General features: G+C 59.1%; 25 protein-coding genes. 4 read left to right on the top strand and 21 right to left on the bottom strand.

What is annotated here, in order from left to right:
• Positions 1-90: 90 nt before the first annotated feature.
• From CRP02_RS11565 to CRP02_RS11540, 6 genes are all read right to left on the bottom strand, one after another.
• Positions 91-2,241, bottom strand: a complete 2,151-nt coding sequence (locus tag CRP02_RS11565) for a GGDEF and EAL domain-containing protein (protein ID WP_097171335.1) — start codon at positions 2,239-2,241, stop codon at positions 91-93.
• 341 nt (positions 2,242-2,582) lie between these two features.
• Positions 2,583-3,518 (bottom strand): 2-hydroxyacid dehydrogenase, encoded by a 936-nt coding sequence (locus CRP02_RS11560; RefSeq protein ID WP_097171135.1) that lies wholly within the window; start codon positions 3,516-3,518, stop codon positions 2,583-2,585.
• A 23-nt stretch (positions 3,519-3,541) separates the two neighbouring features.
• A complete protein-coding gene (locus CRP02_RS11555; protein ID WP_004431334.1) occupies positions 3,542-4,273 on the bottom strand; it encodes an amino acid ABC transporter ATP-binding protein in 732 nt (243 codons plus the stop codon).
• Positions 4,254-4,913, bottom strand: a complete 660-nt coding sequence (locus CRP02_RS11550; RefSeq protein ID WP_003505666.1) for an amino acid ABC transporter permease — start codon at positions 4,911-4,913, stop codon at positions 4,254-4,256. The genes CRP02_RS11555 and CRP02_RS11550 overlap by 20 nt, the downstream gene beginning before the upstream one ends.
• The gene (locus tag CRP02_RS11545) at positions 4,910-5,614 is read right to left on the bottom strand and encodes an amino acid ABC transporter permease (protein WP_004431329.1); all 705 of its coding nucleotides are present in this window, start codon (positions 5,612-5,614) and stop codon (positions 4,910-4,912) included. Before CRP02_RS11545 ends, CRP02_RS11550 begins: the two co-directional genes overlap by 4 nt.
• Before the next feature lie 66 nt (positions 5,615-5,680).
• Positions 5,681-6,484, bottom strand: a complete 804-nt coding sequence (locus CRP02_RS11540; RefSeq protein WP_004431321.1) for a transporter substrate-binding domain-containing protein — start codon at positions 6,482-6,484, stop codon at positions 5,681-5,683.
• Between the two features lie 296 nt (positions 6,485-6,780).
• Between CRP02_RS11540 and CRP02_RS11535 the strand changes: the two genes are divergently transcribed.
• Both CRP02_RS11535 and CRP02_RS11530 read left to right on the top strand, forming a co-directional pair.
• Positions 6,781-7,101, top strand: coding sequence for a hypothetical protein (locus CRP02_RS11535; RefSeq protein ID WP_004431319.1), 321 nt, complete (start codon positions 6,781-6,783; stop codon positions 7,099-7,101).
• Between the two features lie 157 nt (positions 7,102-7,258).
• Positions 7,259-8,281, top strand: coding sequence for a LacI family DNA-binding transcriptional regulator (locus tag CRP02_RS11530; protein ID WP_004431317.1), 1,023 nt, complete (start codon positions 7,259-7,261; stop codon positions 8,279-8,281).
• 60 nt (positions 8,282-8,341) lie between these two features.
• On the opposite strand, the gene CRP02_RS11525 is transcribed toward CRP02_RS11530, so the two are convergent.
• From CRP02_RS11525 to CRP02_RS11495, 7 genes are all read right to left on the bottom strand, one after another.
• Positions 8,342-9,370, bottom strand: a complete 1,029-nt coding sequence (locus tag CRP02_RS11525; protein WP_025594919.1) for a trans-3-hydroxy-L-proline dehydratase — start codon at positions 9,368-9,370, stop codon at positions 8,342-8,344.
• Positions 9,371-9,380: 10 nt separating this feature from the next.
• Positions 9,381-11,090, bottom strand: coding sequence for an aconitase X (locus CRP02_RS11520; RefSeq protein WP_097171134.1), 1,710 nt, complete (start codon positions 11,088-11,090; stop codon positions 9,381-9,383).
• A gap of 111 nt (positions 11,091-11,201) precedes the next feature.
• The gene (locus CRP02_RS11515; RefSeq protein ID WP_097171133.1) at positions 11,202-12,443 is read right to left on the bottom strand and encodes an NAD(P)/FAD-dependent oxidoreductase; all 1,242 of its coding nucleotides are present in this window, start codon (positions 12,441-12,443) and stop codon (positions 11,202-11,204) included.
• Complete coding sequence (locus CRP02_RS11510; protein WP_097171132.1) at positions 12,443-13,165, bottom strand: amino acid ABC transporter ATP-binding protein; 723 nt, start codon at positions 13,163-13,165, stop codon at positions 12,443-12,445. Before CRP02_RS11510 ends, CRP02_RS11515 begins: the two co-directional genes overlap by 1 nt.
• Positions 13,158-13,811 (bottom strand): amino acid ABC transporter permease, encoded by a 654-nt coding sequence (locus CRP02_RS11505; RefSeq protein WP_097171131.1) that lies wholly within the window; start codon positions 13,809-13,811, stop codon positions 13,158-13,160. The genes CRP02_RS11510 and CRP02_RS11505 overlap by 8 nt, the downstream gene beginning before the upstream one ends.
• Before the next feature lie 12 nt (positions 13,812-13,823).
• Positions 13,824-14,489, bottom strand: coding sequence for an amino acid ABC transporter permease (locus CRP02_RS11500; protein WP_019566704.1), 666 nt, complete (start codon positions 14,487-14,489; stop codon positions 13,824-13,826).
• Positions 14,490-14,560: 71 nt separating this feature from the next.
• The gene (locus tag CRP02_RS11495; RefSeq protein ID WP_013761084.1) at positions 14,561-15,367 is read right to left on the bottom strand and encodes a transporter substrate-binding domain-containing protein; all 807 of its coding nucleotides are present in this window, start codon (positions 15,365-15,367) and stop codon (positions 14,561-14,563) included.
• A 326-nt stretch (positions 15,368-15,693) separates the two neighbouring features.
• Here CRP02_RS11495 and CRP02_RS11490 point away from each other — a divergent pair, with 326 nt between their 5' ends.
• Complete coding sequence (locus CRP02_RS11490) at positions 15,694-16,731, top strand: Ldh family oxidoreductase (protein WP_097171130.1); 1,038 nt, start codon at positions 15,694-15,696, stop codon at positions 16,729-16,731.
• Positions 16,732-16,843: 112 nt separating this feature from the next.
• Here the strand turns inward: CRP02_RS11490 and CRP02_RS11485 are convergent, their stop codons facing one another.
• From CRP02_RS11485 to ftsZ, 3 genes are all read right to left on the bottom strand, one after another.
• A complete protein-coding gene (locus CRP02_RS11485) occupies positions 16,844-17,809 on the bottom strand; it encodes a dihydrodipicolinate synthase family protein (protein ID WP_013761087.1) in 966 nt (321 codons plus the stop codon).
• A 108-nt stretch (positions 17,810-17,917) separates the two neighbouring features.
• Positions 17,918-18,616, bottom strand: coding sequence for a GntR family transcriptional regulator (locus tag CRP02_RS11480; RefSeq protein WP_004431295.1), 699 nt, complete (start codon positions 18,614-18,616; stop codon positions 17,918-17,920).
• Between the two features lie 202 nt (positions 18,617-18,818).
• Complete coding sequence (gene ftsZ / locus CRP02_RS11475; protein ID WP_019566702.1) at positions 18,819-19,781, bottom strand: cell division protein FtsZ; 963 nt, start codon at positions 19,779-19,781, stop codon at positions 18,819-18,821.
• Between the two features lie 378 nt (positions 19,782-20,159).
• On the opposite strand from ftsZ, the gene CRP02_RS11470 reads away from it, so the two are divergent.
• Positions 20,160-20,603, top strand: coding sequence for a response regulator (locus CRP02_RS11470; RefSeq protein ID WP_004431292.1), 444 nt, complete (start codon positions 20,160-20,162; stop codon positions 20,601-20,603).
• 442 nt (positions 20,604-21,045) lie between these two features.
• Here CRP02_RS11470 and CRP02_RS11465 read toward each other — a convergent pair whose 3' ends face one another.
• From CRP02_RS11465 to CRP02_RS11445, 5 genes are all read right to left on the bottom strand, one after another.
• Positions 21,046-21,192 carry a DUF1127 domain-containing protein gene (locus tag CRP02_RS11465; RefSeq protein ID WP_004431290.1) on the bottom strand — a complete coding sequence of 49 codons (147 nt, stop codon included), beginning with the start codon at positions 21,190-21,192 and terminating at the stop codon, positions 21,046-21,048.
• A gap of 213 nt (positions 21,193-21,405) precedes the next feature.
• Positions 21,406-22,008, bottom strand: coding sequence for a hypothetical protein (locus tag CRP02_RS11460; protein WP_179783989.1), 603 nt, complete (start codon positions 22,006-22,008; stop codon positions 21,406-21,408).
• Positions 22,009-22,222: 214 nt separating this feature from the next.
• Positions 22,223-23,596: an alpha-glucosidase/alpha-galactosidase gene (locus tag CRP02_RS11455; protein ID WP_097100382.1), complete on the bottom strand. Its 1,374-nt coding sequence runs from the start codon at positions 23,594-23,596 to the stop codon at positions 22,223-22,225.
• A 21-nt stretch (positions 23,597-23,617) separates the two neighbouring features.
• Positions 23,618-25,282: an ABC transporter ATP-binding protein gene (locus CRP02_RS11450; RefSeq protein WP_097171129.1), complete on the bottom strand. Its 1,665-nt coding sequence runs from the start codon at positions 25,280-25,282 to the stop codon at positions 23,618-23,620.
• A gap of 12 nt (positions 25,283-25,294) precedes the next feature.
• Positions 25,295-26,431, bottom strand: a complete 1,137-nt coding sequence (locus CRP02_RS11445; protein WP_097171128.1) for an ABC transporter permease — start codon at positions 26,429-26,431, stop codon at positions 25,295-25,297.

Raw genomic sequence — 26,431 nt, 5'->3', positions numbered from 1 at the left:
GACGCCACTATGCGGCAAAGACAGCGCAACGTGCCTTCCGCCAATTCGCGCCCGGTGAATCCGGTTAGTGGCAGGCCACCGAGGTGGGAATTATTGGATGTTGTTGGACAGGACGGCAGGGACAGTCGTCATAGTCCCCAACATTGCCTCGATCGCATCCGCCTGCACCGGACGGCTGAAGTAATAACCCTGCCCATAGGGGCAGCCGGCAGCGCGCAGAAACGCTGCCTGCTCGCCGGTCTCTACGCCCTCGGCAATGACATCGATGCCCAGAGACCCGGCAAGCTGGATCATGATGGAGACGATGGCGCTGTCCTTAGTTTTTTCCGGCAGATGGGTGAGGAATGACCGATCTATCTTCATGCACGACAGGGGGAAGGTCTTGAGCATGCCGAGACAGGAATAACCGATGCCGAAATCATCCAGTGCCAGGCTGACGCCCATCGCCTTGATGACGCGCATAATCCGCACGGATGTTTCCACATCCTGAATGATGAGAGTTTCGGTGATCTCGATTTCCAGGAGAGACGGTGCAAGGCCGGATTGCGTGAGCGCAGACCTGATCTGCTCCACAAGGCCGCCCTGAAATTGCCTGGGTGAAATATTGACCGCCATTTTGACGGGCGGCAGCCCGGCATTGCACCATGCCTGCGCCTGAAAGCAGGCTTTCTTCAGAATGCTTTCCCCAAGTTCCACGATGAGGCCGGTTTCTTCCGCAAGGCCGATGAATTCCGCGGGGCCGAGTAGACCTTCCACCGGGTGCTGCCAGCGCACCAGCGCCTCCACGCCGCTGATGCGACCGGTCAGAAGATCGACCTGCGGCTGATAGTGGAGAACGAACTCGTCTCTCTCTACCGCCTTGCGCAATTCCTCGATGCGGGTGAACTTCTTCCTCAGATCATCCGCCATGCGCGGCGTGAAGGTTGCAATGCCATCTCGCCCGCTATGTTTGGCCTCATACATCGCAAGATCGGCCGCAGCGACAATTTCCGCCGTGGTTTCCCCGTGCTCCGGGAAAAATGCCATGCCAATGCTGCATGTGACCTTGATATCGTAGTTGCCGAGGCGCAGCGGCTGCGAGACCGCAGCCCGGATATGTTGCAGGCGGCTTTCGAAATCGTCCTTCTGCTTGTGCAGAATGATGACGAACTCATCCCCGCCCACCCGCAGCACCAGATCGTTTCGACCGAGACTGCGCGCGATGCGCTCAGCCGTTTTCGACAACAACGCATCGCCAACGCTGTGGCCGAGCGTATCGTTGATCTGCTTGAAATTATCGAGATCAAGAAAGCCGATGCCGACATGCCGCTTCGCTTTTGCCGATGCTGCCAGTATTTCCGGCAATCTCGTATCCAGAAAGCGGCGATTGGGCAGCCGTGTCAGCATGTCGTGATCGGCAAGAAACGCGATATGTTCCGCCGCCCGTTTGCGATCGATCGCAAGACCCGCCATGCGCGCAGCGGCGGCGATGAACTCCAGAAGCCCCGCATCCGGTGTGCGGCCCGCCAGCATGCACCAGACGAAACCGTGCGCATTGCCTTCGCTGGCCGGAATATCGAAACTGAAGGCCACATTACCGGCGGGATAGGTGAGGCTTTCGGGATCGCTGACGCTGGAGATGAGTGCGGCCACCCCCGCATTCTGTGCAAGCGCAGGCGAGGCATAGACCGAGGGTTCGCCGGCCGCGGCATCGAACACGCGAACAGCGCAGGCAAGTCCGGTAGCAAGGTTTTCGATGGCTTTGACGAATTCTTCGAGAAAATCCTCGATACGTGCCGCCCCAACAATCATTTCGAGAATATGCGCCTGCGCCTGAAGCAGTCGCTCCGAGGCCTTCTTCTGGGTAATATCCCTGGAGGCACCAACCACACCGATGATCGCGCCGTTCTTGTCCTTAAGCGGCACGCGCGACATCATCAGCCAGCGGTCGATATCGCCGCGCATTGCGCGTTCCTCAAAACCGAGATCCGGCTCTCCCGTGCGCATCACCCGCGCCTCGGTCTCAGGAATGCCGGCACGCTGCGCCGCATCGCCGTTAATATCGTAATCGGTGAGACCGATCAGTTCCTCGACTGTGTCGAAGCCGTTTTCGGTGACGATAGCGCGGTTGGCGAAAAGGAAGCGGCCTTCCAGGTCCTTGGCATAGATGAAATCCGGCACATGATCGATCATCGCTTCAAGCAGCGTATGCCGGTCGGATGGCGGCGCATCGGACTTCGTCCGCGGCGGCCGGTTCTGCAAGCGTGACTTCGGGCCTTTGGAACGCAACTATCCGCCTCGTTACTGTATAAGGAAGCAGAATAGTAGGATTATACATATTATATAAATATGAACGCCGGCGGGGGATTGAAGCGAAATGGCGCGACAAATACCGCGCGATCAGATTGTCGGCAAAGGCAAAACCTCTCCTGCGACATACCGGCCTTGAGCCGGCATTGAGCCACGGCGCATCTGCGCCGTGAAACAAGCTTTTCCCGATCATTACTTCATAGCACTGAACCGTGAGCTACAGGACTTCCTAGTCAATCTCATGCAGCTGCAACGGCTGCAGCGTTTGACTGCAACCGTCAATTGCTTATCCATCACACGACAGGTGTGGGGAGCTCTTTACCGGCAAAATGCGCGTCGAGATTGGCGAGAACCAGATCGGCCATGGCGCGCCGGGTCTGGTGCGTGCCGCTGCCGACATGCGGCGCGAGCGTGACGTTTTCGAAGGCGAAAAGGGCCTCCGGCACACGTGGCTCATCTTCAAAGACGTCAAGCGCTGCGCCACCGATCGCGCCACTCGAGAGCGCCTCGACCAGTGCCTTTTCATCCACCAGCGAACCACGCGCCACGTTGACGAGCACACCCTGGGGACCGAGAGCCTTCAGCACATCCGCATTGACGATATGGTGCGTTTCGGCGGTGGCGGCGGCGGCGATGATCAGCACGTCGCAATTGGCGGCAAGCGCCTCGATGCTGTCGTGATAATCATAGGGAACGTCGCGACGGTTTCTGGCGGTGTAGGAGATGCGCGCATCAAAGCCTTCCAGCCTTTTGGCGATCGCCTGACCGATGCGGCCAAGGCCAAAAATGCCGTAGTGGCGGCCGGCCACACGGGTGGAAAGACCCATATCACCCTTCAGCCATTGCCCCGTGCGCACGTGCTGGTCAGCCTGCGGCAGCTTGCGCGCCTGCGCCAGAACAAGACCGAGCGCGAGGTCAGCAACATCCGCCGTCAGAACATCCGGTGTGTTGGAAACGCGGAAACCGCGTCGCTTGGCTTCCGCCAGATCCACCTTGTCGAAACCGACGCCGTTGATGGCGACGATCTCGAGATTGGGGAGTGCGGCGCCGATATCCGCCGGCAGGCCGATATGGCCACCAGTGACGACGCCGCGGATTGCAGCACCCTTTTCAGAAAGGAACGCCGCCTTGTCTGCCGCCTCAAACAGGCGATGAACAGTGAAGCGCTGCGTAAGTTCTTGTTCCAGTGCCGGGATCAGCGGGCACAGTTGTACGATTTCAGTAGTCATGGATATGTCCTTGTGATCAGGCGCTATTTCACATCGGCCTTGACGAATTGCCGGAGTTCCGGTGTTTGCGGATTGGCGAAGAGTTCTGCCGAGCGGCCCTGTTCCCAGATCTTGCCCTTGTGCATGAAGATGGTTTCGGTCGCCACTCGGCGTGCAAAGGCCATTTCATGGGTAACAAGGATCATGGTCATGCCGCCCTTGGCGAGGTTTTCCATGACCGTCAGCACTTCTTCCGTCAGTTCGGGATCGAGTGCAGAGGTCACCTCGTCGAACAGCATCACCTTCGGCCGCATGGCAAGCGAGCGGGCAATCGCCACGCGCTGCTGCTGGCCGCCCGAAAGTTGGTCGGGATAGGAATCGAATTTCTCCGACAGGCCGACGAGTTGCAGAACCTCGCGGGCAATGTCCTTCGTTTCCGACTTTGCCACGTCCTTGACGATGCGCGGAGCGAGCATGATGTTTTCGCCAACCGTCAGATGCGGGAAAAGATTGTAGCTCTGGAACACGATACCGACATCGGTGCGCAGCTTGCGCAGCGCCGTGGCATCTCCGCCCAGCGCATGGCCGGCGATTTCGATGCGGCCCGAATTTATCTTCTCCAGCCCGTTCATGCAGCGCAGCAGCGTGCTCTTGCCCGAGCCGGAGCGGCCGATGAGGGCGAAAACTTCACCACGGCCGACCGTCAGCGACACGCCTTTGAGGACTTCCAGAGCGCCAAAGCTCTTGTGAACGTTTTCAACGATTACTTCCGGCATGAAGCCTCCTTTCCAGCCAACGCGATAGCTGGGACAACGGGTAGCAGACGATGAAATAAAGCACGGCCACCGCGACGAAGACGCGGAACGGCTGGAACGTGGCATTGTTGATGAGCTGCCCCGCTCTCGCCAGTTCGACGAAACCGATGATCGATGCGATGGACGTATTCTTGACGACCTGAACGGCAAAACCGACGGTCGGCGGCAGGGAAATGCGGATCGCCTGCGGCAGGATGACGTAGCGATATTGCTGGGCGCGGGTGAGAGCTAGCGACTCCGACGCTTCCCATTGCTGCTTCGGCACCGCCTGGATGCAGCCGCGCCAGATTTCTGCGAGATAACCCGACGTATAGATCGTCATCGATGCGCCGGCGGCAATCAGTGGTGGCAGTTCAAGTCCGGCAAGGCTTAGGCCGTAATAGGACAGGAACAGGATCATCAGCACCGGAATGCCCTGGATGACCTGGATATAGGTGCCGGCAGCGATACGCAGCGCCTTCAGATCCGAGGTGCGGGCAAGCGCCACGAAGAAACCGACGAGGCCGCCGCCGATGAGCGCAATGATCGTCAGAAGCACGGTCCATTGCAGGGCGGTGAGCAGAAAGCCGAACTCGTTCCAGCCGAAAGTTCTGAGTGTCATGACTGCACCTCCGGCAAGGCGGTCATCGTCTTGCGCGCCACGCGGCGGCCGAACAGCCACATGCCGACAAGGGCAAGGATGAGCCGCAGGCTGAGCGCCAGCGCAAGATAGATGAGCGTGACGACGATATAGACCTCGAAGGAGCGATAGGTCTGCGATTCCACGAAGGCAGCGGCCGCCGCAAGCTCATGGGTGGAGATGGCCGAACATATGCTCGATGCCAGCATCATCAGCACGAACTGGCTGCACAGCGACGGATAGACCTTGGCGATAGCAGGCACGATGATGACATGACGATAGATCTGGTATTTGGTGAAGCCCAGAGCCTCACCCGCCTCGATCTGAGACTTGTGCACCGCCTCGATGCCGGCGCGGATGATTTCCGTGGAATAGGCGGCAAGATTGATCGTCATGCCGATCAGAGCTGCCGTATCGGCTCCAACGCGAAAGCCGAGCCCCGGCAGACCGAAATAGACGATGAAAAGCTGCACCAGAAATGGCGTGTTGCGGATCACCTCAACATAGCCGTCCACGATGATGCGGACGATGCCGCCATTGATGGAACGCAGCGAGGCTAAAAGAATGCCGAATGCGCAGCCGAGCACAATGGAGAGGACCGATAGCTTGATCGTCAGCCATATGCCGCTCAACAATTCGTTCTGATATTGGGCAAGCGCGCCGAATTGAAATGTATAGGACATGCGTCACTCCGTGGACATTTCCCGGCCCGCCGGAATTTCTCCCGGCGGGCGCGTTGAATGGCTCAATCAGAAGCTTGGCAGTTGCGGCAGCGGACGGCCGGTCCACTTAACCGAGATGCGGTCGAGATCGCCCGACATCTTCATGAGATAGATGGAGGTGTTCAGCCACTGACGCAGCTCGAAATCCTCAATCTTCGTCGCCATGGAATTGCCCTGCTGGAAGAAGGTGAAACCGACCTGCAGACCGGCTTCCGGACGCTGCTTGATGATCGCCTCACCCACCGTGGACGGCAGTGCCACGGCATCCACCTGACCGGCAAGCAGAGCCTGGGCGCTGGTGGAATCGTCTTCGTAGACGACGATTTCGAGACCTTCGACATTGGCCTTGCGCAGCGCAGTTTCCTGCGAGGAACCGCGATTGACCGAAACGCGCTTGCCCTTGAGGCTGTCGAGATTTTCGAACTTCTGGTCCTTGCCGGAGATGATGTCCATGTTGAAGGCGCTGTAGGGCTGCGTGAACATGACGGTCTTGGCGCGTTCACCGGTGGGGGCGAGCGTCGCGACAAGGAAATCGACCTTGCCAGTCTGGAGCGCCGGAATGCGGGCGGGCGGCGTCAGCGGCACCAGCTCGACCGGCAGCGACAGGTAAGAGCCGATAAGGTTGGCGACATCAACGTCGTATCCGGAAGGATTGCCCTTCTCGTCCACCATGCCCATCGGCGGCGCGCCGGTGAGAACGCCGATCTTGACCTTGCCGCGCGCGGTGATCTCGCTGAGCGAGACGGCATGGGCCGAGGTGGTGGCAGCAAGCGTTGCTGCGGCAACACCGACTGCAACGGTCATGTTCTTCAAAAATCTGGAAATGCTCATGGTTTCTCCTCCAACCCTTTATTTGCCGTCCGCACGGGAACAGCGGCCCTTGCGCAAACCAAAAAATGTTCTCGATAACATTTAAACCCGATTTGCAAAAAACTCCTCCCAAGAAGACGCGAAGATCCAAAACCGTTAGAATTCTCCATGAAATTCAATGATTTTGGCTGGTTATCGATTTTCCTCTGGTCGACACCATTTCGCGTTCTTGGCAGGATCAATAATGCATGTTATCGGTATCATTGCAAGTCCGATCTACAGAACTGTTGCATCGGGCATTCATTCGGGAGGGAACCATGTATACACGCTCGGCAATTTTTGAAGGCAAGATCCACGCCGGTCGGGAGGAGGAGTTTTTCCGCATCGTCGAGGAAAAGCTTCTGCCGGTCTGGAAACGCATGCCGAACGCGCAGGCCGTGCGCGTCATGCGCACCGAGCGTACGGACCCGGACGCGGCTGCCATCATTATGGTGCAGGAAATCGACTATCCGTCGATTGAGGCTGTGGAAGAAGCGCTGGTTTCGCCGGTCAGACTGGAAGGCCGGGTGCTGACCGACGAGATGATGAGCATGTGCGATGGGCGCTTTTATCACCTCGTCTACCGCCGCATCGCATAAATCCGGTGCACGCCGCACCGATCTGCAATCATGCGGCGTGCTTTCCCTTGATATCTTCGTGTATGTCTTGTGCTGAACCGGTTCTAATTCAGGGAGACATGCTTTGGTGGAGCGCACGCCCTTGGCCGCAGCGTTAGTCACGTCAAAAAAAGCAACCATGAGCGACGTCTCGAAACTCGCGGGCGTCTCCAAGATGACCGTTTCGCGGGTGCTGGCCGATCCGGCGCTGGTGTCTGAGGACACGCGCCAGAAGGTGATGAAGGCCATCGAGAAGCTGGGCTATGTTCCGGATAGAATAGCCGGTTCACTTTCCTCCCGGCGCACCAATTTCATCACCGCCATCCTGCCGACGCTCACCAACTCCAACTTCGCCGACAGCGCACAGGGGCTCGCTAATGCTCTGCGGGCGGCCGACTACCAACTGCTGATCGGCTATACCATGTACGATCTGCAGGAGGAGGAGCGCGTCATCCGCACCATGATGGAGCGCCGGCCCGACGCCATAGTCGTTGCCGGAACGGTGCATACCAAGATGGCGAGCGAAGTTTTGATGCGCGCCGGCATCCCGATTGTGGAAATCTGGGACGTTCCCGAACATCCCATCGACCACGCGGTCGGCTTTTCCAACTACGAAGTGGGAAGAAATGCCGCCAAATATCTGATATCGCTTGGATTTAAGAAAATTGGTGCACTGGGATCGCGTGCGGATGGCGATGTGAAGGACTGGCGCGGCGAAAGTCGTCTGCTAGGTTTTGGTGCTGCACTTCGCGAAGCCGGAATTGCCGACGACCTCATCATCCGCGAGGGCAGCGCCCCAGTCTCCTACGACCATGGGGCCAAAACGCTCGGCTCATTGCTGGCGAAAGCGCCCGATGTCGAAGGCATTTTCGCCGTCTCCGATATTTCCGCCGTCGGCGCACTGATGGAGTGTCATCGTCGCGGCATTCACGTGCCCGAACAGATTTCCATCCTCGGCTTCGGCGATTTCGACATCGGCCGGCAATGTTACCCGGCGATTTCAACGATCCGTGTCGACGCCCAGATGATCGGCCGCAAAGCGGGCGAATTGCTGCTTTCCATATTGGAAGCGGAAAAAGGCGCTGCCGTTCCCGAAGGTGCGCGGGTGGATGTCGGGTTCGAGTTGATCGTCAGGGAGACAACGAAGCGGGTGGGCGGGTGAGGAGTTCCCTCCCTCATCCCTGTGCTGGTCACAGGGATGAGGTAAGTACGGTGTATGTCCTTATCGAGCACCCCAAGTGTCCGTCAGACGATATCCTTCGGGCCATGGATCGGAAGGATCCAGCATGTGCTGGTGAATGCCGGTGATCCAGCCGCGGCCGGAAATTTCCGGCAGGATGGCCGGGCGGTCACCCACCGTTGTCGTTCCCAGAATGCGACCGGTAAAGGTGGAGCCGATGAGCGACACGGCCGTCAGCGTCTGGCCTTCTTTCATCTCACCGCGTGCATGCAGCACCGCCATGCGGGCCGAAAGCGCCGTACCGGTCGGTGAGCGATCCACCTTGCCCGGCTGGATGGCGACGGCGGCACCTGCCCGCAGGCCTTCAGCGGTGCGCTCTACCTTGCCCGCAAATAGGCAGAAGGAAAAATGACGCCAATCGGGGTTTTCGGGATGCTCGAAACCCAGAGCCTTGTTGGCGGCATTGGTGATGCGCACGCCGAGACGTGCAATCTCATGCGCTTCATCCGGCTTCAGGCTGAAGCCCATCGCCTCGGCGTCGACGATGACGAAACTGTCGCCGCCATAGGCCGTATCCACCTTTAACGTACCGAGACCCTCGACCTCGAGTTCTACATCGAGCTTCGCGGCAAAGCTCGGCAGGTTCTGCACGAAAATGCGTTCGGCCTTGCCATTGCGGCATTCGGCACGCACCTTCACAAGCCCGCCTGGCGCTTCAAGCAGCATATGGGTTTCCGGCTCCTGCATTGGCACAATACCGCCATCCAGAAGCACGGTGGAAACGCAGATGGAGTTGGAGCCCGACATGGGTGGGGTATCTTCCGGCTCCATGATGATGAAGGCGGCATCCGCGTCAGGATGTTTTGGCGGCACCAGAAGATTGACGTGGCGGAACACGCCACCGCGCGGCTCGTTGAGCACGAAATTGCGCAGGGTCTCATCGCGGGCTATGAAACGGCTCTGTTCCCAGATCGTCTCGCCCGGCGGCGGCCTGACGCCGCCCACGATCACATCACCCACCTCGCCTTCCGCATGGGCGGAGATGACGTGAACTGTCTTGATACTGCGCATTTATTGCTCCTCAGGAAAGCCAGGATGGAAGGCGGGAAATAGCACGGCCGGTCAGTGCGCTTTCAACGCAGTCGGCAAGGCTGCCGAAGCGTACAGCGCGGCCGCTGAGGCCAGGGCCGTAGTGGGCGTACTTGCCGGAATTGGTCATCAGCGCGCGCGTCCTGGTCGGAAAGACCGGTTCGGAAATCGAGCACCAGCAGAGATCAGGCAGCACCTGGACGCCACTGTCATGCAGGCTTTGCAGGGTGCCGTCCCGTTCTGCTGCGTCGATGACCTGCTGTCCGGCAGTGACGATGACGGCAACATTTGCATGACGCCTGCGTCCGTTGAAGGCGGACGCCAGCGCGCGGCACTCCTCCAGCGAGGCATGCGGGCTGCCGATGGCAACCAGTTGCACATCCTCCGGTCCCTCATTCAGAAGCGACCAGCCTGCGGCCATATCAGCAAGCGAAACTGTGACGGTTTCCGCCGTCTCGACCGGCTCCAGTCCCGCTTCCGGGGTGACGCCCTCGATATGCAGCATAGGAGCCGCAGACGTGGTGCCGAAAGCGGCGCAGAGTGCCTTCAAATCATCCCGCGAAGGCTTTGCTGCGCCAAGACCGCGCAGAAGCGGAATGCAATCGGGGGCTGCCTTGCCGGCGAGATAACCGATGAGCGGCCAGAAGGCGTCATTGATACCCTCAGGCAAAGCGACATCGACAATTCGTTGCGGCCGGCGGTTTTCCTCAAGATAGACGCCGGACAATGGTGCCCTGCCCGTCAAGGCAATGCAGAGATCGAGAAAATCCGGATGTTTGGCCGTGCGTGCGCCGAGAACCGTATTTGCGAAAATCACGGCATTCGATTCGGCCCAGGCGATCATGTCGCCGGCCTGCGGCGCGCTGTCGAGCAGATATGGCGAACAGGTAAAGGTGGGGCGAAAGCCCATGCGTACATAGGCATCCGCCAGCCTTGCGGCGGGATCGCCGAAATCCTCCGGCACGCCCTGCGCGCGCCAATGCGCCTTATCCACCGAGATGGCGTTCATGGTCGTCGGCACGCGCACGCTTGCGCCCATCTCCGCCATCTTTTCTGCAAAGGTGAGATTGGCGGGGCTGGCATAGATGCAGCCGTCAATATGACCCTGCGTGACATCGACGAGCGCTGACGCCCCCTGCTGAGCGGCCATAGCGACAATGATGCGCATTGCCTGCTGCACGGCAATGCCGTCGCGGCCCTCGAGCATTGCCCTGTCGTCATTCTTGAGATCGAGATGCGTCGTCGCAGGCGGCGCGATCGCGAGGGAAACGCCATCGGCCTCAATGGTATTTTCATCGATACGCACATGAGAGGCTTGGGAGAACTGCGCGAAATTCTCCGCGTCCAGGCGCAGCACCGGCAAAGGCTTGCCGAACATTTCCGCAGCGATCAGCGCACCCAGCGTCAGCACGTCTTCGGCCTCGCAGAAGACAAGCGCTGAGGGTGCGCGGCCCGTCAGGATGAGATCGAGCAAAACGCCCGAACCGGTGCATGAGCCACGGCTTGACGGCATGAACAGCACACCGCCGGTGAGACAGACGCCGTGCAGCGGGTGGTGCACGTCAATCACCTTGCCGGTGGCGGGATCGACACCGCCCCAGAAACTCAGCGCCTCAGTCGTGGCGATCACCACGCCTTCAGCCGCGCCCGGCAGGATGCTGCGCGCCTGAGGAACGGCTGCTGTCGAAACGGAAGAAGACATCGAAAATCTCCCCAAAAGCATTTCCAGTAAAAGTGCGTAGCGGTTTTACGTCTGGAAAATGCGTAAAAAAAACTAGAGAATTTTTGCGTTTCGGAGAAAAGCCAAAATTCTCTAGAAACGTTGTGGCGAAAATGCCCTTGTATCGATGGCGGGCTTTTGCCCCGTCAGTAGATCGGCGACGATGCGGGCCGTGCCGGCCGATTGCGTCAGCCCCAGATGGCCGTGGCCGAAAGCATAGACCACCCGCGCCGTATGCCGCGCCGCACCAATTGCCGGCAGGCTGTCCGGCAGCGACGGGCGGAAGCCCATCCATTGCTTGCCGCCTTCGGTTTTCAGACCTGGCAGAAAACTTGCCGCCTTGGCGAGAAGCGCCTCGGAGCGGGCGAAATTGGCCGGAAGCTCGAGCCCGCCCAGTTCCACTGCACCGCCGACGCGAATGCCGGTCGAAAGCCGCGTGACGACGAAACCATGGCCACCGAAGGTCACCTGCGTGCGCAGATCGAAGGCGCCTGAAGGCAGGGTGGTATTATACCCCCGTTCCGTTTCCAGCGGAATTTTTTCCCCAAGCGAACGGGCAATGCGATGCGAAAATGCGCCCGCCGCCAGCACCACCTTGCCGGCCTTGCGGGTGCGCCCGTCATGGCTCACCACTTCCACACCGTCTTCCAGCGGCCTGAGCGCTGCGATGTCGAGACGTTCGATACGACCGCCAATGCTGCGGAAATGCTCGGCAAGAGCCAGCGTGTAGAGCTTTGGATCGGCGATGGAATGCCATCCGGGCGTGAAGGTGCCGCAGGTGAAACGCGGTGCGATGCCGGGCTGTATCTCGACCATCTGTTCGGCATTGAGGTGCTGGAACTCGATGCCGTGCCGCTCGCGCGCCTTCCAGCCGGCAAGCGAGCCTTCGAATTCGGCTTCGCTTTCATAGACCTGGAGATTGCCCTTGTTGCGCAGCATGGCAATCGTGTCGGTTTTTCTGAGGAACGGCTCAAGTTCGGATTTCGACAGGTCCATCAGCGCCGTCTGGGCGGCGGTGGAATGTTCAACCTTCGAGGCGGCACAGGCACGCCAGAACCGGAACATCCATGGTGCAATCTTCAGCGCATAGGCAGGCGGTACGCTGAGCGGACCGAGCGGATCGAGAAGCCACTTCGGCGCTTTCCAGAGAATGCCAGGGGATGCGAGCGGCAGTATATCGGTGAAGGCGAAGGCACCGGCGTTACCGGCGGAAGCGCCGGCCGCCGGGCCTTCGCGATCGATAACCGTGACCGAAAGGCCGCGTCCCTGCGCCGCAATAGCTGCCGAGAGGCCGACAACGCCGGCCCCTATGACGATGACATTGTTTGCAGACATTACCGCACGCTCGACAGGAATTTCTGCGTCTCGGGGTGCTGCGGCGAGCCGAAAAGCTGATCCGGCGTGCCGATTTCCGCCATCACGCCCTGATGGAAAAAGGCGACACGGTTCGACACATCGCGGGCGAAGGCCATTTCATGGGTGACGCAGATCATCGTCATGCCCTCGTCGGCCAGCATCTTCAGCGTATCGAGCACTTCGCCCACCAGCATCGGATCGAGCGCGGAGGTGACTTCGTCGAACAGCATATATTCCGGCGACATGGCGAGAGCGCGGGCAATCGCCATACGCTGCTGCTGACCACCTGACATGCGGTTCGGATAGACCTTCAGCTTTTCGGCAAGACCGACATGGGTCAGTTGCTTGACCGCGATTTCCTCGGCCTGCTCTTTCGAAATGCCAAGCACCTTGCGCGGCGCCAGCATGACGTTCTCGAGCACCGTCAGATGCGGAAAGGCATTCCATTGCTGGAAGACAATGCCGACCTTGCGGCGCAGCTTGTTGAGGTCGGTCGATTTGGCATGCACCTCGGTGCCGTCGATGACGATCTTGCCGCTATCGATCGGCTCCAGGCCGTTGATGCAGGTCAGCAGCGTCGACTTGCCGGAGCCGGAACCACCGATGATGGTGACGACCTCGCCGTTGTTGACGGTCAGGTTGATCCCTTTCAGAACCTCCAGCGGGCCGAAGGATTTGCGGACGTTTTCGATCTCAATCATTGGGGGACCACCGTCTTTCGAGATACCCGCCAAAACGGGCGATGGGGAAGCTGATAAGGAAATAGATGGCGCCGCAGATCATGAGAATGGTCAGCGGTTCCTGCAGGCGGGTGACGAGGATTTGCGAGGCGCGCAGAAGCTCGATAAGCCCGAGCCACAGCACCAGCGCCGAATCCTTCATGACGCCGAGTGTCAGACCGATCCAGGAGGGCAACGACACGCGAGTTGCAAGCGGCAGCACGATGTAGCGCATGTCCTGCGACCAGGTCATGCCGAGCGAACGGCAGGCGCGGCGCGTGTTGGACGGCACCGCTTCGATGCCGCCACGCACGATCTCGGTGCAGTAAGCCGCCGTATAAAGCGACAGCACCACGCATGAGGTGGTGAATGGCGGCCAGCCGAGCTTGGCGATCGACTGGAAGGCATTGCCAAGCACCAGCTGGATGAGGAGCGGCACGGAGCGGAAAACATCCAGCACGAAGGTCAGCGGCAGCGACCAATAGGCCCCGAGCTGGAAGCGGATGACACCGAAGATGATCCCCATGAGGGTGCCAGCCGTAACGGCAACGGCGGTGACGGCAAGCGTCATCCCCGCGCCCTTGGCAAGGAAGGCAAGATCACTCCAGGTGAGAGCGGTTTCAAACATGGCGCACCTCTCTCAGTAACGAAACAGACGAGCGGCCAGCAATCTGGCGGCAAGCGTGACGATCTTGGCGATCACGTAATAGATGACCGCGGCAAGCGCGAAGAATTCGAAGGTGCGGAACGAACGGGCGTTCAAGGCCTGCGTGACACCGGCGAGATCCGTATTCATGCCGACGGTGACACCGAGCGAGGTCATCAGGATTGCCCAGACCATCTGGTTGGTGGCAGGCAGGAAGGCGACGCGCAGCATCTGCGGCATGATGATGAGGCGGAAGGTCTGCATCGACGTCATGCCGAGCGAACGGCCGGAGCGCGTTTGCGTATCCGGTATCGCCTTCAGCGCTCCACGGAAGTTCTCCGCAAGATAGCCCGCATTGTTGAAGGCGATGCCGGCCAGAAGTGCCGTATAGGGGCTGAGATGAATGCCGAAATTGCCAAGGCCGAAATGGGCCATGTAAATCTGGAACAGCGCCGGCGTGTTGCGGGCGATTTCCACCCAGACGGCGGCAATTGCACCCAATATCCGGTTGCCGGAAAGCCGGAACAGGGTCAGCACGATGGCGCAGGAAAGACCGATCACCATCGACAGGATCGCGATCTGCAGCGTCACCACCGCACCGTCCAGCAACTGCGGCAAAGCCTTCAGCGCCTGATTCCAGTGGAATGTATAATTGAACATAACCGTCTCACCTTTTCAGAAACGATCAACGGCGCGATCGATCCGACCGCGCCGTTTCGGAAAAGTTCCGATCAGCGATAGACGCCGTTGACGGTGAGCGAAGGAACTTCGCCGCCAACCCATTTTCCGTAGAGTTCGGCGTAACGGCCGGTGCGAACCTGCTGGTTGATGAACAGGTTCAGGTAGTTGATGAAGCCATATTCATCGCGGTTGGTGAAGAGAGCGACATAGTCGATGTCATAAGGTGCCTTGCCGACCACCGAGATGCCGGCAAATTTGCCGGTCTTGACGTTGGCCTGTGCAACGGTCGAGGTCGAAACGGTGGCGTCGATCTGACCCTGGCTGAGCGCGAGGAACACATCGGCCTGCGTCTGGTAAGGACGGAACTCGCCCACGCCCCATTCCTTGACAGTCTTTTCGAGCGCAATGGCTTCGAACGTACCGGCAGTCGCGCCGACGGTCTTGCCCTTCATGTCCTCAAAGGACTTGACGCCGGACTTGTCGTTGGCGGTGACAGCCATTTCGAAGGCGAAGTAAGGCACGGTCATGCCAACCGTCTTGGCGCGCTCAAGCGTATCGGACGTGGAGGCAACGCCAACATCGACGCGGCCGGACATCAGCGCCGGAATACGTTCCGGGAAAGGCGTCTCGACGATTTCAGCCGTGACGCCGAGCGCCTTGGCGAGATCGTTGCAATAATCGACATCGAAGCCGATCGGGTTGTTGGCGTCATCACGCGCGCCCATGGGCGGGAAGTCGAGCACGACCGCGCAGCGCAGCGTGCCGGACGAAATGATGTCGTCAAGCTTGTCGGCCTTGGCCGGAGTAATAGCGAAAGTGGCGGCCAGCAGGCCGGCGACGATGACCGATTTTTTCATTGTTGATTTGCTCCCAGAATTGCTCTGCCATTGAAGGCGAGGTCACTATTTCCCTACGGAGGCGATAAATCAACACAAAAATACAATGAGTATACAAAAAGAATTTTTGCAGCAGCGAACAATGCTACGGCAGCGAGCTTGCAATTCGGAACCGAAGAGCACGTGAAAATGACGCCCTGGGTGGGCAAGTCTGCCCTACTCTCATCCCCGCGCTTGTGGCAGGAATGGGCACCGGACGCAGAATGCCGAAAAGACGAGTTGCAATAGAACGACCGTTGTATACTTTATGTATTCAAAATGTGCGAGCCCAATATCGGAGGATTATAATGAGCGACAACACCACATTGACCATCGACGGGCTTTTTCAGCGGGTCGAAGCGATTTTCCGCAAGGCGGGGCTCAATGCCGTGCAGGCGGGAGCGCTTGCGCGGGTTATTGTTGCCGGTGAGCGTGACGCCTGCAAATCGCACGGTATCTACCGCATCGAAGGCGCCCTGCGCACCGTCAAGGCAGGCAAGGTTAAGCCCGATGCGATGCCGGAGGTGGCCGCAGACGACGGCACTGCGATCGTGAAAGTCAGCGCCAATGGCGGTTTTGCCAACCCCGCTTTCGAGCTTGGCCTGCCGGTTCTGGTGGAGCGGGCGAGACGCACCGGCATCGCCGCGCTCGTCATCAATGATTGCACGCATTTCTCGGCGCTCTGGCCGGAAGTCGAGGGGCTGACCGCGAACGGTCTAGCGGGTCTGGTCATGTGCCCGAGCTATTCCACCGTCGCCCCCACTGGCGGAACCAAGCCGCTGCTCGGCACCAACCCCTTCGCCTTCGGCTGGCCCCGTAAGAACACTTCACCCTACGTCTTTGATTTCGCGACATCTGTTGCGGCGCGCGGCGAGATAGAACTGCACCGTCGCGCGGGAAAATCTTTGCCTGAAGGCTGGGCCGTGGATGCCGACGGAAACCCGACGACCGACCCGGAGGCTGCGCTTGCCGGTGCCATGCTTCCGTTCGGCGGCCACAAGGGTTCGGCCATAGGCACCATGATCGAGCTTCTCGCGGGTATCATGATCGGTGACCTGACCAGCCCCGAAGTGCTGGAGTATCTCGGCACCACAACGCTTGCGCCCTTCCATGGCGAGCTGATCGTCGCCTTTTCCCCGGAAGCCTTCGCCAAGGGCCGTCCGGGCGATCCTTTCCAGCGGGCGGAAATCCTGTTCGACGCCATTATCGGCCAGGGAGCCCGACTGCCCTCCGGCCGCCGCTTCACTGCACGCGCTAAATCGGAAAGCGAAGGCATCACCTTGACCGCCGCCGAAATCGCCGGCCTCGACCGGCTGCTGGAACAGGGGATGGACGCCGTCTCCTGACATCACTCCTTCGTCATGCCGAACCCAATCAGGCATGACGAAGGATAGCTATCGAACCTCATAAAATGAAAAAAGGCCCGCAAATGCGGGCCTTTTTCACTGCAGAAAGTAATCAGGCAGCCTTGCAGGCCTGAACCGCACCCGGAAGCTTGCTCCAGTCGGCGTACCAGCTGTTGAACAGCTTGAACTGCGCCTCGACATAACCGCGCTGGCTGTCGCTGAGGGCATCGGTCTCGTTGAAGTGCAGCGTATATTCCTTGTCGCCCTTCAGCACCATCATGTGCTTGAAGTAGAGAACCAGATCCGGGCCTTCATCGAAGGAGGAGAGGACGGCGAGCGCCTGCTCCAGTTCCAGCGCGCGGGCGCGGGCATCCGCATCGCCCTTGGCGGCGGCCTGCGACAGCTTGCAGAGATGGATGACTTCCTTCGGCAGGACATTGCCGATGCCCGTGATCGCACCGGTTGCGCCGCAATTGACGAAGCCGTGGACAACGGCGGTATCGACGCCGATCATCAGGGTGACTTCATCATCGCGGCTGGTGATGTTTTCAGCAGCGTAACGCATATCCGCCGGACCACCGAATTCCTTGAAGCCGACGAGGTTTTTGTGTTCCGCACGCAGCGCGAAGAAGAGATCGGCGCGGGTGGCGAAACCGTAATAGGGGCTGTTGTAGATGACAGCGGGCGTTTCGGGAGCGGCCGCGAGGATGGCCTTGAAATGCGCCTTCTGGGCAGCGATGACCGAGCCGCGCGAAAGAACACGCGGAATGACCATCAGGCCCTTTGCGCCAACCTTCTGGGCATGGGCGGCGTGCGCAACGGCGGATGCGGTGTTGACTGCGCCGGTGCCGACGATGACGGGAATGCCGGCTTTCACCAGACGTTCCACGCCTTCCATGCGCTGCTCATCGGAAAGAAGCGGCCAGTCGCCCATGGAACCGCAATACACGACGGCGGACATGCCATCGGCGATCAGCTCCTTGCCCTTGCGGACAAGCGCGTCGAAATCGGGGGTACGATCATCCTTGCAGGGGGTCATCAAGGCGGGAATCACGCCGGAAAAAATGCTGGCCGTCATTACTAGCTCCTAAGGGACAGTTTTTCGGGAATGGACGCACCTCCGCGCCACCCTTTCGACAAGGACATTACAATCTTGTATTTTATTTGTCGACAAGAAATCGACAAGCTACAGATTTATTTCCAGCCGCTCATTGCGCACCAGCAATTTCTGCACCTGCTGCACGATCTGTTCGGCATGCTCGCGGGCCAGTTTCTCGGACAGAACGGTGTCGCGCGCGGCAATCGCCGCTATGATCGCATCGTGATCGTCGACGAAACGTTTCGGCAGGCGATCATCGTAGGACTGGTAATACAGCCGCAAGATGCGCCGTCCCTCATCCAGCAGACGCTTGAACAGACTGGTGAAATAGGGGTTGCGTCCCGCTTCGGCGATGGAAAGGTGCAGGGCGGCATTGGTGGAAATCATCGCCAGTGCGTCCTGCTCTTCCACCGCAATGGCAAATTCCGCATTATGGGCGCGGATACCGGCCAGATCTTCCGGACGGTGATATTGGGCAGCAAGCTGGGTCGTCACCCGGTACATCAGCACCAGCGCATCGAAATAGGTATGCATATTGAGGAAATCGATGTTCGACACCATGGTCGAACGGTTCGGCAGCGTATCGATCAGCCCCTCGCCCGAAAGCCGCACCAGCGCTTCGCGAATGGGCGTGCGCGACATCTTGAACCGTTCGGCAAGCTGCACCTCATCGATTGGACTACCCGGCGGCAGAACCAGATCGAGAATCTCGTCGCGCAGCAGATCGTAGACCATCTTCACGCCGGAGCCACGCTTACGCTCGGCAGAAGCAATTATATCCGTCATAACCAAATCCCTCTTGTCGACATAAAGAGTACTATTATATTTTTTCCATATCAACGCCGCGTTGCAGCACCTGCTCTTCGAATGGCGGAATAATTGTTCAAAAACAACAAAAAGCCGTCACGAAAATTACCCGCGACGGCTTCAATAATTCAATTTGTGACACAGCTGCTTTTTTACAAAGCGCCGCTTCGAGGTCGGGACCTCAGTTACGCAGTCCGGTGGCCACGACGGAAATCTTGAAAGCGCCATCCAGCGTCGGATCGAAGGACGCGCCCATCACCACATCGGTCTCTTCGCTGACTGCCTCGCGCACAAGCGTCATCGCCTCGTCGATCTCGTAGAGCGTCAGGTCGTTGCCGCCGGAAATCGACACCAGCGCGCCGCGGGCCTCCTTCAGCGACGGTTCGCCGAGCAACGGATTGGCGATGGCGGCTGCTGCCGCTTCCGAAGCGCGTTTTGGACCCTTGGCCTGCGCCGTGCCCATAAGCGCGCGTCCGCCATTCTTCATGACGTAACGCACATCGGCGAAGTCGAGATTGACCAGGCCCTCGCGCAGGATGAGATCGGTAATGCAGCGCACGCCGAGGGACAGGACCTTGTCCGCCGTCTTCAGGGCACTTTCAAAGGTCGTGCCGGCATCCGCAATACGCAGCAGGTTCTGGTTTGGAATGACGATGACGGTATCGGCGGTATTAAGCAGATTGGCGAAACCATATTCGGCAGCACGCATGCGGCGCGCGCCCTCGAAGCTGAACGGCAGGGTGACGACGCCGACGGTCAAGATATTCTTCGCACGACACGCTTCCGCGATGACGGGTGCAGCACCGGTGCCGGTACCGCCGCCCATACCGGCGGTGATGAAGCACATGTCGTAACCGTTGAGGTGATCCATGATCTCGTCAAGCGAATCGATTGCCGCCTGCCGGCCTACCTCCGGATCGGCCCCGGCACCCAGCCCGCCTGTAAGTTCGGAGCTGAGTTGCACGAGCCTTGGCGCGTTGGTTTTCTTCAGCGCCTGCGCATCCGTATTGGCGGCGATGAAATCAACGCCGCCGATGCCCTCGTCGATCATGTTGTTGATCGCGTTTCCGCCGCCGCCACCGACGCCGATAACAGCGATATTGGGCGTGTTGCGGGCGATTGGAGCGCGCGGAGACTGGGTCATCGTCTTATTCTCTTTCTAAACTCATAGGGTCTCGCGCCGTTTTTTAACCGCGGCACGCGAATGATCGGCAACGTTCCTGCATTTCCTTCCTGGCGCGTGAAGGATGCTGTAACGCTTTGAATTTGCATGCAAGCCTTTGCCCCGCTTGCGGCTAAAGGCTTGTGCTCCAGGGGCGAAAGATGCGCTACGGCGACTGTCTCCGACCCCTTCCCCGGATGAAAACCAAACCGAATCAACTGCTTCGCTATCTAGAGGTGATAGCCGAAAAGCTGGTACGTTTACACTGTATTCACCATGTTTATCTCACTTTGGAACGAGTTGCTTCGGCAGGTGTTTGCCTCCCGACCGCGCTAAAGCGCATGGAATGGAGGCAGTCATATGTCCGCATACATCCTGCAAAACGAACCGGGTTTCCGCACGGAACAACCGCGTGTGCTGATCGTGGAGGACGAATTTCTCATCGCCATGGATATCGAGGATTCCATTATGCAGGCGGAAGAGGAAGCTGACGTCATCGGCATCGCCAACCGGCTGGATCAGGCCGTGGCACTCGGCAGCCGCGCAGATATTGCCTTTGTCGACGTCAATCTAGCCGACGGCCAGACCGGCCCGGAGATCGGGAGGCGGCTTTCGCAGGATCACGGCGTCGTGGTGATCTTCATGACGGCAAACCCGGAGGTGGTGGTCAATCTCGGTATCGGCGCAGGCGTTATCGTAAAACCTGTGCCGCAGGACGCCGTGGAACAGTGCCTTTCCTACGCACTTGCCAAGCGCGCGGGCACGCGTGCCGTTACGCCCATCGGCATGATGGCTTTCGACTGAACCATTCTCGTGGAGATAAAAAGCGGGTCGCCTGAAAATGGCACTCGACGCTGAAAACAAAAAAGCCTGCCGCGGGAGGAGGTGCGGCAGGCTTTTTAAAAGATTGAACAGCGATATGGGAGGAGGAAACCGCTGTCCCCGGGGTAATCCTTGGGAGGAGGAGTAGGATCACCCGCATTACCGAAAGGATGTGGGAGGAGGTACATCCGTTTCGATGATTTGAAGATATCATTTTTTTCTTCATTTCACAGACACAAGCTTGCAGCCCAGACATGCATCAAACGCATGGCGATTTTTCCAACCCGAAACATCGATGCAACAGGCTGATTTTCACCTTTGCCCGGCCTGTCATGCTTGAGACACAACCATCGCCGGCTCGCCAAAAACAAAAACGCCCGCGAAGCGGGCGTTTAGGCATTCAAAAGCGGCAATAGCGGCTTGATTACTTGCCGACGGCGGCGCGGGCGACGCTGTTGATCTGGCTACGGTCGATACCGAGATCGTGCAGTTCGCGGCTGCTCATGCGGCCCAGTTCGTTGACGGTCTGACGATACTTGCGCCAGTTATTAAAGCTGCGTGCTACGTTCATGACATAACCCTTTCAAGGTGTTGGCGACGTCAGTAACGTTTCGTTCCGGCGTCCTTTGATGTCCCTTATATGCGCCTTGTCGGGACCAAAGAACAGACAGAATAAGGCAGGCCACCCATGCACTGAATGCACGGGTCATCCTCAGAGCGACGCAGAAAAACAGAAGTGTGGCGTAAATTCAGTCATATCTTGGCCGCTACTGGCACCACGTCGTCAGAACTTGTAGCGGACGCCAAACACATTGGCATTCGTCGCGCCCTTCATATTGCCCAGCGTCTTGCCGCCGCCGGAACGGTGGTGAAGCCGCCAGAAGAACTCCGTCGAGGATTCTTCGCTAAAGGAAACGTTGATTTCCGGGCCGAGGTAAAACAGGACATTGGCGTTGCCGTTGTCTTTGATTTCCTCTTGCCGCTCCCGCCCCGGCTGTGCATCCGAGACGAGGCTCAGGCCCGCCGTGAAACTCGGCGAAACGAACAGCCGTTCCCCGAGCCTGATCCTGTCATATCGCGCGACCGGCCCCGCCCAGACTTCACCGGTGAAACCCTTGCCAAACCTGACGGCAACGCCGATTTCACCGCCCAGCTTCACATTGCCTATGCGATAGGGATAGAACTGATAACCGCCACCCAGAATGGCGTTCTTCTCATAGTCGACCGGAATGAGTGCTGCGCTTTTCAGCATGTCTTCCGTGGTGAGGGCGCCGCCGAAACCGAATATCGCCTCGCTTGTCTCCGAGCCCATATCCTCCGAAGAAAGAGACGGCGTCGCGACCAGGGCAATCATGGCTGCCAGTGACAGACTTGGTGCGATATTCATTTTGCTACTCCTGAACATGGCCGCTTTTATCCGCCCTCATAAGGGTATTCACGTAAGGCGAACATACCCTTACCGAACACAATTAATTTAACACATTCAGAAATGGGCGAGAAAAGCCGTCCACCGCTGCCGTCGTGGGGGGCATAGGTGAAACCGAAAAAGGCCGTGGATGAAACCCACGGCCTTTTGCATTCTGCAGTCCGGCGAAGCGAGCTTACACCGCGCGAGCGCGCTTCACCTCCACCTGCGTCCATTCCGGCAACCAGTCCCGGTGCGCGACAAGCAGATCATCCACCAGCGACCAGATCTGGTCGAGATCGAGTTCCGCGGCCGTATGCGGGTCCATCATCGCCGCGTGGAAGATATGCTCGCGGTTTTCGCTCATCAGCGCCCGCACCGTCAGCTCCTGCACATTGATGTTTGTGCGCATCAGCGCGGTCAGCTGCGGCGGCAATTCTCCGATGAAGGTTGGTTGCACGCCGTTATGATCGACAAGGCAGGGCACTTCCGCCGCGCAATCTGATGGCAGCGAGGTGATGCAGCCATTGTTGCGCTGGTTGCCGTAGATGACAGACGGTTCGCCGGTCCAGACCGAGTTGATGATGGAGGAGGCATATTCCTTGGATTGCTTGACCTCGATCTTCTCGGCTGAGCGATAGGCCGCCGCCTGCCCCTTCCAGCGCTCGATCTGCTCGATGCAGCGCTTGGGATATTCATCGAGCGGGATGCCGAATTTCTCGATCAGGTCTTCTCGCCCCTCCTTGATGAAATAGGGTGTGTATTCGGCGAAATGCTCGGAGCTTTCGGTGACGAAGTAGCCGAGACGCGTCAGCATCTCGTACCGCACCTTGTTGGGGCAGCGCGGATTCCAGCCTGGCTTCGGCGCACGGCCTTCGCGATAGCCGCGCACGAGATCGGGATAGAGGTTCCTGTAGCTGCCATCAGGCTGGCGGTGCTCGAATTCCAGGAAAAACGCCATGTGGTTGATGCCGGCCGAACGATAGCGGATTTCCTCATAGGGAATATCGAGATCGTGGGCGAGTTCCATGGCCGTACCCTGCACCGAATGGCAGAGCCCTACCTGGCGGATTGTCGGGTATTTTTCCGCAATCGCCCAGGTGTTGATCGCCATCGGGTTGACATATTGCAACATGATCGCATTGGGGCATACGGCGAGCATATCCTCGCAGATCTTCCACAAATGCGGCACGGTGCGCAGGCCCCGCATGATGCCGCCGACACCAAGCGTATCGGCAATGGTCTGACGCAGGCCATATTTGCGCGGCACCTCGAAATCGGTGACTGTGCAGGGCTCGTATCCGCCGATCTGGAAGGCGACGACAACGAAATCCGCACCGGCGAGCGCCTTTTTCTGGTCTGTAAAAGTCTCGGCTTTCGCCTTTGCCCCCAGCGTCGAAATCAGCTTGTTGACTACGATGGCGCTTTCTTCCAGCCTTTCCCGGTTGATGTCCATCAGCGCGATCGTTGCGCCGGAAAGGGCCGGACGTTGCAGCACGTCGCCGATGATGTTCTTCATGAACACCGTGGAACCTGCGCCGATAAATGTGATCTTGGGATCTCGTGCCATATTTGCCTCCGGCATCTTGAACTAGGCGATTTCAAAGGCGGCCCGGACGAGCCGCTGGGTGTATTCGGTTTTCGGACGGTTCAGCACCTCCTCGACGGGGCCTTCCTCCACGATCCTGCCGCGCTGCATGACGATGACGCGGTGGCAGAGAGCCCGAACGACCTTCAGGTCGTGCGAGATGAACAGGTAGCTTAAGCCCCGCTCGTCCTGCAGCTTGCGGAGCAGGTCGATGATCTGCGCCTGAACGGAAAGGTCGAGCGCCGAGGTTGGCTCATCGAGCAGGATGAATTCCGGCTCCAGCGCGACTGCACGCGCAATGGCGATGCGCTGGCGCTGGCCGCCGGAGAACTCATGCGGGAAACGCGAGAGGATGTTGCCGGGCATGCCTGCCGCCTCCAGCGCGTCGCGCACCCGCTCCAGCCTTTCGGCCTTGGTTTTACCAAGCCCGTTGATAACCAGCCCTTCCTCGATGATCTGGCCGATGGTCATGCGTGGATTGAGCGAGGCGAAAGGGTCCTGAAAGACGACCTGCATGCGTGAGCGCAGAGGCCGCATTTGAGACCGGGAGCGGCCGTCGACCCTCTCGCCATCGAAAATCACCTCCCCTGCCACCGGCTCGTTCAGCCGCAACAGGGATTGGCCAAAGGTCGTTTTGCCGGACCCGGATTCGCCGACAATCCCCAGCGTTTCATGGCGTCTGAGGGTAAGACCAAGATCGTCGACGGCAACAAGTTCCTTCAATTCCGGCTTGAACAGGCCACCGTAGCGCATCATGAACGACACTCGCACGCCATTCGCCGTCAACAGCACACCGGAATTTTCCGGCATTGGTTTGGCGGAGCCATGCGGCTCGGAAGCAAGCAGCTTTCGGGTATAGGGGTGGTTCGGCGCTGCAAACAGCCGCTCAGTGGTGTTGTGCTCACGCATCTCGCCATGCTGCATGACGTAGACGTAATCGGAAAACTGCTTCACGATCGTCAGGTCATGGGTGATGAGTACCACGGCCATGCCGCGCTTCTTCTGCAGATCGCGTATGAGGTTGAGGATCTGTGCCTGGACTGTCACATCTAGTGCTGTGGTGGGTTCGTCGGCGATCAGAACATCCGGATCGTTGGAGAGCGCCATGGCGATCATGACACGCTGCCGTTGACCGCCGGAAAGCTGGTGCGGATATTGCTTCAGCCGCGCCTCGGGTTCCGGAATCTGCACCTGCCGCAGCAAATCCAGCGCCCTCGCCTCGGCCTGCTTCCTGCTCAGCTTCGAGTGGACGCGGATCGCCTCGACGATCTGGCTGCCGATCGTATAGATCGGGTTCAGCGAACTCATCGGCTCCTGAAAGATCATCGAGATACGGTTGCCGCGCAACGCCCGCCGCTGGCGGCTTGAAAACTTCAGGATGTCGTCGCCGTTGAAGCGCACGGTCGCGGTTTTCGAAACCGAGGCCCGCTTCGTCAAAAGCCCCATGATGGTGCGGGCGGTCACCGATTTTCCCGAACCGGATTCGCCAACGATGGCGATCGTCTCCCCCCGGTAAAGCTGGAAGGAAATGTCCTTCACTGCCTCCACCGTGCCGTGCTCAACCTTGAAAGTCACGGCAATATTGCGTGCATCGATGATGGCCTGGTCGTTTCGATCATCGGCATCGAAGCGGATGGCAGGGGCGTAGGTGTTCTGTGCAGCAACCATGTTACGCTCCTCTCAATAGGGATCGACAGCATCGCGAAGGCCATCGCCCAGCGCGTTGAAGGCAAAAACGGTGACCAGCACAAAGCCGACCGGCGCAAGGATCCATGGATAGGAACCAATGACGGAATAGGTGGCCGTGTCCTGCAGCATCAGCCCCCAGGAGATCAGCGGCGGCTTGACCGCGAAACCGAGAAAGCCAAGGAAGGATTCGAGTAGCACGACGCTTGGAATATGCAGCGTGACGGCAACGATCACATGGCTCATCACATTCGGCAGGATGTGCTGGAAGATAATGCGCCGGTCGGTGGCGCCGACGGCGATCGCGGCGCGGACATAATCGATACGCGCCAGCGCCAGCGTCTTGCCGCGCACCTCGCGAGACATCTGCGCCCAGCCGAGCGCCGACATGACACCGACAACGAACAGGAGGAAAACAGTCGTCGGGGCGGTGACCGGGATGAGCGACGTCAAGGCGAGATAGAGCGGCAATTGTGGAAAGGCCAGAACCACTTCCACGAAACGCTGCACCCAGGCATCCAGCGGGCCGCCGAAATATCCTGAGATCAACCCGACGCTGGTGCCGATGACGGTAACGATGGTGACGACACTGAGCGCGATGGCAAGCGAGATACGCGATCCATAAATGGCGCGCGACAGCACATCGCGTCCGAACTTGTCGGTTCCGAGAAAATGCACCGGCTGCCCGTCCGTAGTGCCGAAGAAGTGCCGGTTTGCCGGGATGACGCCGAACAGCCGATATTCCGCGCCTTTCACGAAAAAGCCGAGATAAAGCGGATTGTCGTAATCCGGGCCGACGATAGGCTGGAAGGTCACCGGATCGAGCTCGTCCGTTTCAGCGGTGGCATAGACCCGAGGGAACAGGCTGATATTGCCGTCCTTGTCGGAGAACCGCACCACCTGTGGCGGGGAGAAACTGTCATTGGTTTCAAGAGGGTTCATCGGCGCGAAGAAATCGGCGAAGACGGAGATCGTGATCAACAGCACCACCAGCACCAGCCCCACCATGCCGGTGAAGGAGCGTCTGAGGCGCCGCCATACCAGAGCGAGATAGGTCTCGTTACCCTGAACACCCCGCTCAGGCTTCGGTGCGGCAGCCGATTCATTCTTGAGTTCGTCAACGGCCACCAT

It is taken from the genome of Rhizobium sp. AN5, assembly GCF_900215255.1.
Taxonomy (GTDB): domain Bacteria; phylum Pseudomonadota; class Alphaproteobacteria; order Rhizobiales; family Rhizobiaceae; genus Agrobacterium; species Agrobacterium tumefaciens.
This window is presented reverse-complemented; position numbering and strand designations above follow the sequence as displayed.

Excerpts from the sequence above, each read along its gene's own strand:
- CRP02_RS11560 (WP_097171135.1), bottom strand. The coding sequence starts at position 3,518 with ATGACTACTGAAATCGTACAACTGTGCCCGCTGATCCCGGCACTGGAA.
- CRP02_RS11555 (WP_004431334.1), bottom strand. The coding sequence starts at position 4,273 with ATGCCGGAAGTAATCGTTGAAAACGTTCACAAGAGCTTTGGCGCTCTG.
- CRP02_RS11550 (WP_003505666.1), bottom strand. The coding sequence starts at position 4,913 with ATGACACTCAGAACTTTCGGCTGGAACGAGTTCGGCTTTCTGCTCACC.
- CRP02_RS11545 (WP_004431329.1), bottom strand. The coding sequence starts at position 5,614 with ATGTCCTATACATTTCAATTCGGCGCGCTTGCCCAATATCAGAACGAA.
- CRP02_RS11540 (WP_004431321.1), bottom strand. The coding sequence starts at position 6,484 with ATGAGCATTTCCAGATTTTTGAAGAACATGACCGTTGCAGTCGGTGTT.
- CRP02_RS11535 (WP_004431319.1), top strand. The coding sequence starts at position 6,781 with ATGTATACACGCTCGGCAATTTTTGAAGGCAAGATCCACGCCGGTCGG.
- CRP02_RS11530 (WP_004431317.1), top strand. The coding sequence starts at position 7,259 with ATGAGCGACGTCTCGAAACTCGCGGGCGTCTCCAAGATGACCGTTTCG.
- CRP02_RS11525 (WP_025594919.1), bottom strand. The coding sequence starts at position 9,370 with ATGCGCAGTATCAAGACAGTTCACGTCATCTCCGCCCATGCGGAAGGC.
- CRP02_RS11520 (WP_097171134.1), bottom strand. The coding sequence starts at position 11,090 with ATGTCTTCTTCCGTTTCGACAGCAGCCGTTCCTCAGGCGCGCAGCATC.
- CRP02_RS11515 (WP_097171133.1), bottom strand. The coding sequence starts at position 12,443 with ATGTCTGCAAACAATGTCATCGTCATAGGGGCCGGCGTTGTCGGCCTC.
- CRP02_RS11510 (WP_097171132.1), bottom strand. The coding sequence starts at position 13,165 with ATGATTGAGATCGAAAACGTCCGCAAATCCTTCGGCCCGCTGGAGGTT.
- CRP02_RS11505 (WP_097171131.1), bottom strand. The coding sequence starts at position 13,811 with ATGTTTGAAACCGCTCTCACCTGGAGTGATCTTGCCTTCCTTGCCAAG.
- CRP02_RS11500 (WP_019566704.1), bottom strand. The coding sequence starts at position 14,489 with ATGTTCAATTATACATTCCACTGGAATCAGGCGCTGAAGGCTTTGCCG.
- CRP02_RS11495 (WP_013761084.1), bottom strand. The coding sequence starts at position 15,367 with ATGAAAAAATCGGTCATCGTCGCCGGCCTGCTGGCCGCCACTTTCGCT.
- CRP02_RS11490 (WP_097171130.1), top strand. The coding sequence starts at position 15,694 with ATGAGCGACAACACCACATTGACCATCGACGGGCTTTTTCAGCGGGTC.
- CRP02_RS11485 (WP_013761087.1), bottom strand. The coding sequence starts at position 17,809 with ATGACGGCCAGCATTTTTTCCGGCGTGATTCCCGCCTTGATGACCCCC.
- CRP02_RS11480 (WP_004431295.1), bottom strand. The coding sequence starts at position 18,616 with ATGACGGATATAATTGCTTCTGCCGAGCGTAAGCGTGGCTCCGGCGTG.
- ftsZ (WP_019566702.1), bottom strand. The coding sequence starts at position 19,781 with ATGACCCAGTCTCCGCGCGCTCCAATCGCCCGCAACACGCCCAATATC.
- CRP02_RS11470 (WP_004431292.1), top strand. The coding sequence starts at position 20,160 with ATGTCCGCATACATCCTGCAAAACGAACCGGGTTTCCGCACGGAACAA.
- CRP02_RS11465 (WP_004431290.1), bottom strand. The coding sequence starts at position 21,192 with ATGAACGTAGCACGCAGCTTTAATAACTGGCGCAAGTATCGTCAGACC.
- CRP02_RS11460 (WP_179783989.1), bottom strand. The coding sequence starts at position 22,008 with ATGAATATCGCACCAAGTCTGTCACTGGCAGCCATGATTGCCCTGGTC.
- CRP02_RS11455 (WP_097100382.1), bottom strand. The coding sequence starts at position 23,596 with ATGGCACGAGATCCCAAGATCACATTTATCGGCGCAGGTTCCACGGTG.
- CRP02_RS11450 (WP_097171129.1), bottom strand. The coding sequence starts at position 25,282 with ATGGTTGCTGCACAGAACACCTACGCCCCTGCCATCCGCTTCGATGCC.
- CRP02_RS11445 (WP_097171128.1), bottom strand. The coding sequence starts at position 26,431 with ATGGTGGCCGTTGACGAACTCAAGAATGAATCGGCTGCCGCACCGAAG.